Consider the following 8,407-nt stretch of genomic DNA (forward strand, 5'->3'; position numbering starts at 1 on the left):
GTTCCAGGTGGCGGTTCCGGCGGCCCCCCTCCTCCGATAGGATTACCACCGCCGGTCGACGGCGAAACACCACTTCCGCAGCCCCAGAGCACGGTGAGTGATACCATTGAAGTTCCCCTCTTTGGAGAATTGAGCAAAAGCCGGTTGGGTATGCCGGCTTTTACTTTTTTAATCGGCCTGGTCGATGGCTTTAACCCCTGCGCCATGTGGGTTCTACTCTTTCTTCTATCCGTGTTGGTCAATCTGCGCAGCCGCACAAAAATCGTGGCCGTGGCGGGCACGTTCGTCTTAATAAGTGGCTTGGCATATTTTGCATTTATGGCAGCCTGGCTGAATGTGTTCCTGTTTATCGGCTACCTGCCAAAAGTCCAGTTGACATTGGGAATCTTTGCCTCGGTAATTGGTCTGATTCACATCAAAGACTTCTTCGCGTTCAAAAAAGGAATTTCACTTTCGATTCCGGAATGGGCCAAGCCGGGACTCTATGCCAGAGTCCGCAAGATCGTGATGGCGGAAAACCTGACGGGAGCCATTATTGGTGCGTCTATTCTTGCAGTTCTAGTGAATATCATCGAACTGCTCTGCACCGCCGGCTTACCCGCTTTGTACACAGAAGTACTTTCCATGCAAAACTACCCCCCCTGGAAATCGTATGCCTACCTGGGGCTCTATATCCTCGCCTACATGCTCGACGATGCCATTATGGTTACAATCGTCGTTGTCACCCTCGGTAAACGTAAACTGCAGGAAAACGAAGGACGCTGGCTCAAACTCTTCAGCGGAATAGTCATCCTCATCCTGGGTCTCGTTCTGATCTTCAAACCATCATTACTACTTTGAGCATGTCCCCTGGCTTACTCGCACTGGAATTACCCGCGCATCCCGGCGATACGACCTCGCTAAACCCGAATCGAAATCGGTCTTCCGGTCACTTTCCACGTAAGTTTTCAATACCCCTCTGGACTCTTGGGCGCACCAATGGTAATTGCAGCCAGCCCCAGCCTCGAGCGACATTCATCGAGTATCGTTTTCGTAGCGCTGGCGCCGCAGCGCGTCACACCCAACGCGCGGACCGCCAGTAATGCATCAAGATCTCGCACGCCTCCCGCGGCTTTCACTTGAACGGCTTCCGCAGAATGCGCCCGCATCAGTTTGAGATCCTCATGCGTGGCACCTCCGGTCCCATAGCCGGTGGATGTCTTCACCCAGTCGGCACCCACTTCGCTGCAGATTTCACACAAACGAATTTTCTGGTCATCATTCAGATAACAATTTTCGAAGATGACTTTCACTTTTTGGCCCGCTTCATGCGCTACGTCGACGACTGCCTTTATATCCCCGCGAACATAATCCCAGTCACCACTCAGCACCTTGGAAATATTGACCACCATATCGAGCTCTTCGCAACCATCGACAATCGCACGCTTCGCCTCGGCTTGTTTGATGGCCCTTGTATGGCCTCCATGTGGAAAACCAATTGTACTCGAGGCCTTGACCGTACTGCCTGAAAGACGTTCCGCACATGGTTTCAGGTAGTAAGGTAATATACAAACACTGGCCACATTATAGGCTAAAGCAAGTTCGATTCCGGACTCAAGATCACTCACCGTCAATGTCGGATTCAACAGAGAATGATCGATCATTTTTGAAATATCCTGATATACAAAATCCATTAGTTTTTCCTGCCTTAGTACTTAATTGAACTGCCCAGCGAATGTGAAATAATAAATACAGTTTATAAACCAGAATAATACATTGATGATCAGTTCCAAATACTCACAATGCAAACTAACATATTTGAGAGCATGATTCGAGTGCATCCACGCGGCACTCAATCTCTGACATCAAAGAAACAGTATCCTCAGTCTTTAGCCAACCAAGAGAACACCCATGATGAAACAATTCATAACAACCTTGCTGGCCTGCCTGTTAACGAGTATGGCATCGGCAGACGAAAATAAAAATGCCAACGGAAAAAAATCGCAGCACCCCAACATTGTCGTGATCCTCGCCGATGATCAGGGATGGGGAGACGTAAGTCATAACGGCAATACCAATTTGAAAACACCAAACATTGATTCACTGGTCAAAGAGGGAGTCCGCTTTAATCGTTTCTATGTCGGGGCAGTCTGTGCTCCCACACGGGCCGCATTCTTAACCGGACGATACCACGCACGCACGGGAACCACCGGCGTCTCTACCGGACAGGAAAGATTGAATTCCGATGAATACACGATCGCCCAGGTTTTCAAGTCGGCCGGTTACGCGACCGGCGCGTTTGGGAAATGGCATAACGGCACACAGTACCCCAACCACCCCAACGCAAGAGGATTTCAAGAATACTACGGCTTCACTTCCGGACATTGGGGCCACTACTTCAGCCCCATGCTCGATCACAATGGCACCTTCGTCAAAGGCAACGGTTACATCACCGACGACCTCACAGATAAAGCGATCTCATTTATCGAAAAACAAACGCAAAGCGGCAAACCATTTTTTACTTACATCCCCTATTGCACACCCCACTCACCGATGCAGGTACCCGACCGTTTCTGGGATCGCTTCTCTGATAAAAAACTGGAGATGCATCATCGTGATCCCCAGAAAGAAAAATCGGATCACCTCCGCGCAGCTTTGGCTATGTGCGAGAATGTCGACTGGAACGTAGGACGTGTACTCAAAAAACTGAAGAAACTGGGAATCGCCGAAAACACCATCGTCATTTACTTCTCTGACAACGGCCCTAATGGCTTCCGTTGGAATGGTGACATGAAAGGTCGAAAGGGCTCTCTGGATGAAGGCGGCGTTCGCTCACCTTTTGTCATCCGCTGGCCGGGACATCTACCCGCCGGACATCAGGTCGACAAAATCGCCGGGGCAATTGACCTCTTGCCAACACTCACAGATTTAGCCGGCATTCCTCGACCCGAACCGAAACCCATCGATGGAGTCAGTCTCAAACCACTCATGATGAACCAGGGCGACGCCTGGCATGAGCGCATGATTTTTTCCAGCTTACGTCAACGCGTCAGTCTCCGTACCGAGCAATACCGATTATCAGACAAAGGCCAGCTCTTTGACATGCTCAAAGATCCCGGCCAGAGAAAAGACATCGCAAAACAGAAGCCAAAGGTGACCGCCAAATTGAAAAAGGCCACATCTGACTGGAAAACCTCGGTCTGGCCCAATGGGTATCCTGATGACCCTCGTCCGTTTTTAATCGGATACGGAGGCTGCCACACCACACAGTTACCAGTTCGGGATGCGAAATCTTATGGGAAAATCAAACGCTCCTCCCGGCACCCGAATTGCTCTTACTTTTTCAACTGGACCAACACAGAAGATCGTATCACCTGGAATGCAGAAGTAGTCGAGGCCGGAGACTATGAAGCGATTCTTTACTATACCTGCCCGCAAGCGGATCTCGGGGCCACCGTTGAATTAAGTTTCAACGGAAGTCAAATTCAAGGCAAGGTCACCGAAGCACACGATCCCCCCTTGCAAGGCGAAGCACAAGACCGCGCCGTCCGCTCGGAATCGTTCGTCAAAGATTTCAGGCCCATGTCACTCGGAAAAATCACGTTAGCAAAAGGCAACGGCCAGCTCACTCTACATGCCCTGGATGTCCCCGGCAGTCAGGTTATGGATTTCCGCCTGCTAATACTCAATCGAATAAAATAATGGTGTTGATTTTTGAACCAGGTCGATTCTCACATCTAGTTCCACCCAAACGAGTACGCTGAAAATGAATAACATGGTTTTGAAATTAGTCACACTGATCGCACAATGGAAATCGCCCCTGCCCGCCAAACCAGATCAAAGTCTCTTTTCTGCAGAGAGAACGGAATAGGTCACACTGACTATTTATTCTTTCCACGGAAAGATCTGCTTCCAGTCTTTCTTCATATTCACAATGATCCAGCCATTCGCCTTCGCGACATCGAGGGCTTTGTCCAGCTTACCAATGTGGCTCTTGCGGTCATAGGCGTACTCACGAACGGCATCGGTATGATGCACGAAGAGCCCTAAGCGCTTCCCTGAACCGGACGTCGTGTATTCAACCATTTGCATATCAGAATCGGAATTGCCAAACGCCAGAATCGGTCGGCGACCGATATGCTTCTGAATCCCAACCGGCTTTCCCGCCTTATCATCAATGAAGTCGATCTTAGGCATCCGAATCAGAGCCGGTTTACCATCTTTGATCTGATATTCAAGCACGACGCTGGAACCAACAACCTGCTCCGTCGGTATCCCGTACGCTTTTTCAGTAATCGGACGCATGAACGCGATTCCGCCACCCGAGACGATAAAGGTTTTGAATCCGTTTGACCGTAAGAAGCCAAGTAATTCCAACTGGGGCTGATAAACACATTCAGCATAGGGACGCTTAAATCGTGGCTGTTGTGTGTTTCTCAACCAATTGCCAGCTTGCTCTGAAAACTCAGTAGAACTCATCCCGGAATGTGTCGCCATCATTATTTCCATTACGCCTTTCATTCCCGAAGCACTCAGTGTTTTCATGTCATCCTCCAACACAGCTTTGAAAGGCTGTTTGGTTTTCCACTCCGGATGCAGTGGCGCAAGCTCCTTTACACGATCAAAGGCAAAGAGCATCTGAGTATACATCGGATACTCAACCCACAGAGTGCCATCATTGTCGAACGTTGCAATGCGCTCGGACGGCTTAACATAGTCATTGCCGTCTTTATCCGTGACTGCAGTTACAAATGCGATGATCGCTGTTTTAGTTGCACCCTCATTCCACGAAGGAAGCGGGTCTTGTCCGTATCCTGAGGAACTCAAACAGAGAGTGACTAATCCAATACAAAAGAGGGAGAAGGCTCGAAGATAATGCAGGCTAAAGACAGATCCTGGAGTAGTAACATCATTCATTTTTATCTCTCATACTCATTTGTGTAGACATAAAAAAAGTGTGTAAACATAAAAAAAAGCGGGCGTGCTGTAACACGCCCGCTGAATCATTTTAGATTACTTTGCGTGTGCAGATTGAACCTCTGCCAGTTTTTTCTTCACTGCTTCGAGATTGAAACTGGCACCATCCTGCATCGGCGGAAATTCTATGGCTGTCTTTGCCAACTTGGCAACTTCTTCCTGCACTAAAATAAATCGCCAGAACTCATACGCCCACCAGTTGTAAGCATTCAACGATTGTCCAATGGTTGTCCGTTCAAAAGGATCGAGACGCAGATTAACGATCCCGGGCCAGCCAGCTTGTACTTTCGGTCCAAACCAGCCATCAGGTTGAATCAGAAATGTGTACTTATAGTTGCCAACACGGGCTGCTCCCAAGGTACTCTCTGCAAAGTACCAGAGTTCGTTCCGGGCAGACTTGGAACCTCGTGTCAGCATTTCCGTCTGGTCATATCCATCCAGATGCACTTTATACATCTTTCCGTTGAGCTCTTTGCCTTTCTTGAGCTCTTCAATAATGTTTGGATTACCAGCCGCTGCTACGAAGGTGGGAAACCAGTCCATCCCTGAAGTCACACCGTTAATCACCCGGTTTGGACGCACTGCACCTGGCCAACGCAAAACCATAGGAACCCGAAATCCCCCTTCTTGTACCATACCCTTCGCACCTGCAAAAGGAGTTTGCCCGCCATCAGGCCAGGTGAAATTTTCGGTTCCATTGTCAGTAGTCACTCCGATAATGGTATTGTCGGTAATACCCAATTTCTCAAGATGAGCCATCACAGCACCTACGATATCATCAAACTGAGCCATGCCGGCTTCTTCTATCGTCCATTCATTTTCAGAATTCCGCATGCCCTCATACTTGTCATTGAGATGCGTAACGACATGCATCCGAGTCGGGTTAAGCCATACAAAAAATGGCTTGCCATCCGCATGAGCTCGATCGATGAAATCAATCGTCAACTTTAAGATTTCGTCATCGATATCCTCCATGTTATGTTTGATGCCTTTGATTGGATGCGGAGGCAACGGCCCCGCGTCGACAATTTTCTGTTTGCCAACTTTACCCCAGCGCGGTTCGACGGTGGCGTCATCCACGTCTGTCGCCCAGGTATGCAACAGATTGCGAGGACCGTATTTATCTTTAAGTTTCTGAGGGTATCCTGGATGAAAAGGATCTTCCATCGCATCCAGGTGGTACAAATATCCAAAAAATTCGTCGAAACCATGCACCGTTGGCAAATATTCGTTTCGGTCTCCCAGATGATTTTTTCCAAATTGACCTGTAGCGTATCCCATATCTTTGAGGACCGTCGCAATCGTCGGCGCTTTGTCAGGCATCCCAATCTTCGCGCCGGCCTGACCAACGGTCGTCAATCCCGTGCGGATCGGCAGTTGACCAGTAATAAAGTTAGCGCGACCAGCCGTACAACTTGCTTCGGCATAATAATCTGTAAAAATCACTCCCTCACGGGCGAGTTTATCAATATGCGGCGTTCGACCAGCCATCATGCCCCGGTGATAGGCACCAATATTCCACATGCCAATATCATCACCCATAATCATAATGATATTGGGTTTCCTGGCCTTCGATTGCGTCGCTACAGTTGATGCCAGTACGGCGGGGTTAGTTACCTGAGCCAAAGTTTCTGAAGTGACTGGTTGTGGTAATTCAGGTTTTGCTTCAACTGCAGGGTTGTCAGCACGTCCCTCCAGATTCCAATCCAATGCTGAAGACAGATATCCAAGCACTGCTCCGACAGCTAAAGTAAAAAGAATGGATTTTTTTGGCATTTGAAATCGCTCCGTAAATTAATTAAGAAATGAATTGTTCAACTCGTACGAATTTTCAGGCCCAAAAAACGCGGATAAACTGGTTCAGCCGTGTGTTAACTCACCTCAACAACATAGCAGATCGTGATATAAATAAATCAGGAATGAAGAGCATTTTCATTAATTGAGAATTTGATTAATCCAATAAATTCAAACTTACATTGAGATATGATATTCAGTGACTTTAGATCTGTCCTGATTCCCATTAATAATTGATAGTAGAATCCAGCCTTTTTCCAAGTAGCTTATTTATAAATAAACCAAATCGGGTGACCGATTCGGCAGGAGGTTTTCCACTACCGAACCGGCACCACAGTTTCAGAGAATCATCTGTTGAAAGGATCAGGGAGTAGGCGGTGTATCTTCTTTCGACTCTTTAGGCTCTTCCATCCTGATCAGCAACCACTGTTGAGTTTCACCATTTTCGAAATGTACCAAAGCAGGCGCGTCATCTTTCGTTAAATTGGAAAGACCCGTTTCCATAATCGGCCACTTTTTACCTTCAATAGTCCAGGCAACCCGCTGGCTTTTTTCATCCACCATTCCCTCGACCGGTTGATTTTTATTCGTTGCCGTATTGGAAAACGTTCCAGAAATGATCCCTTGCTTGTTGACAGCCAACTGCACAAACATGGTCGGGGGTGGTCCGGAATCTTCACCGTCCTTTGTGATGGAAAATACTCCCAGTGACATCCACTCAGACGATTCGTCCACTTCAGGTGCACTCTCGGCAAGCGTTTGTGCCTGCTCCGCATACTCTTCGGTGGTCGCTACCGCTTCATCCCCATAATAAACCTGATCGCCCTGATAATAAATGTTTTCGCCATAGTCATACTCATAGGCTGTCGTGTTAGTTCCATACCCTGCGAACCAACCTGTCATTAAGCCCCAGGTTGCCCAGCGATAGGGACGATTCCAACGGTATCGAGCCCAACTGGGATGATCTTTCCAAAAATCGTAACGAGGATGATGGTCGCGAAACTGATTACGCGCTTCGTTACGACGATCGGTACGTTGCGTTTGCCGCTCGCCACGATTCTCAATTCGATCAGGGCGATTGCCTGCAGGTCGATTCTCCCGACGATCACTGCGATTACCAGCCCGGTCGCTTTGATTCCCAGCACGATTCTCCGTTCGATTGCTTCGATTTTCCGATCGATTGCCCGTTCGATCAGATAGGTTAGCAGCACGATCGGCTCCGGGGCGTTGACCTGCTTCATTATTTCGCAAAAAGTCACCCGCTGCCCCACCACCAGCAGCAGGTCTGTTACCAGCACCCGATCCAGGTCGACCGCCTGAGGAGTTTGGAATATTCAAAAAGTTACTTAATTGTGATTGTGAAGGTCGGCTACCCGCATTCGGTCGCGATCCTGTTCCGGGTCGCGTTCCCGCACCTGGACGCGATCCACTCGGGCGCGAAGGAGGTGATGACGGACGAGTGCTCGGACGACTGGTATTCGGGCGGCTTGTACTGGGACGATTGAAGTTTGAGTTACCCGAACTGGGACGGCTCATCGAGGGAGCACGACTCGGCGCAGGTCGTGAATAGCCGCCACCGCCACCGCCGCGACCGCCACCGCTGAATCCGCCACCACCTCCACGGCCTCCTCCGCCGCCTCGACCACCGCGACCGTAA

4 protein-coding genes and 2 pseudogenes are annotated in these 8,407 nt (G+C 49.1%); 2 read left to right on the forward strand and 4 right to left on the reverse strand.

Features of this window, described 5'->3' with window-relative positions; translation table 11 throughout:
• A pseudogene (locus Q0668_RS12590) lies at window positions 1-840 on the forward strand (hypothetical protein); the annotation flags it as partial.
• A 107-nt stretch (window positions 841-947) separates the two neighbouring features.
• Here the strand turns inward: Q0668_RS12590 and deoC are convergent.
• Entirely contained in the window at window positions 948-1,673 is a 726-nt protein-coding gene (gene deoC, locus Q0668_RS12595) for a deoxyribose-phosphate aldolase (protein ID WP_298865091.1), read from the reverse strand.
• A gap of 217 nt (window positions 1,674-1,890) precedes the next feature.
• Between deoC and Q0668_RS12600 the strand changes: the two genes are divergently transcribed.
• Window positions 1,891-3,681 (forward strand): arylsulfatase, encoded by a 1,791-nt coding sequence (locus tag Q0668_RS12600; RefSeq protein ID WP_298865094.1) that lies wholly within the window; start codon window positions 1,891-1,893, stop codon window positions 3,679-3,681.
• A 183-nt stretch (window positions 3,682-3,864) separates the two neighbouring features.
• Here Q0668_RS12600 and Q0668_RS12605 read toward each other — a convergent pair whose 3' ends face one another.
• From Q0668_RS12605 to Q0668_RS12615, 3 genes and pseudogenes are all read right to left on the reverse strand, one after another.
• Window positions 3,865-4,896, reverse strand: a complete 1,032-nt coding sequence (locus Q0668_RS12605; RefSeq protein ID WP_298865096.1) for an HAD family hydrolase — start codon at window positions 4,894-4,896, stop codon at window positions 3,865-3,867.
• A 96-nt stretch (window positions 4,897-4,992) separates the two neighbouring features.
• On the reverse strand, window positions 4,993-6,732 hold the full coding sequence (locus tag Q0668_RS12610; RefSeq protein WP_298865099.1) for an arylsulfatase: 1,740 nt from the start codon (window positions 6,730-6,732) through the stop codon (window positions 4,993-4,995).
• A gap of 381 nt (window positions 6,733-7,113) precedes the next feature.
• A pseudogene (locus tag Q0668_RS12615) lies at window positions 7,114-8,407 on the reverse strand (hypothetical protein); the annotation flags it as partial.

The sequence above is a fragment of the uncultured Gimesia sp. genome (assembly GCF_937910335.1).
Lineage (GTDB): Bacteria > Planctomycetota > Planctomycetia > Planctomycetales > Planctomycetaceae > Gimesia.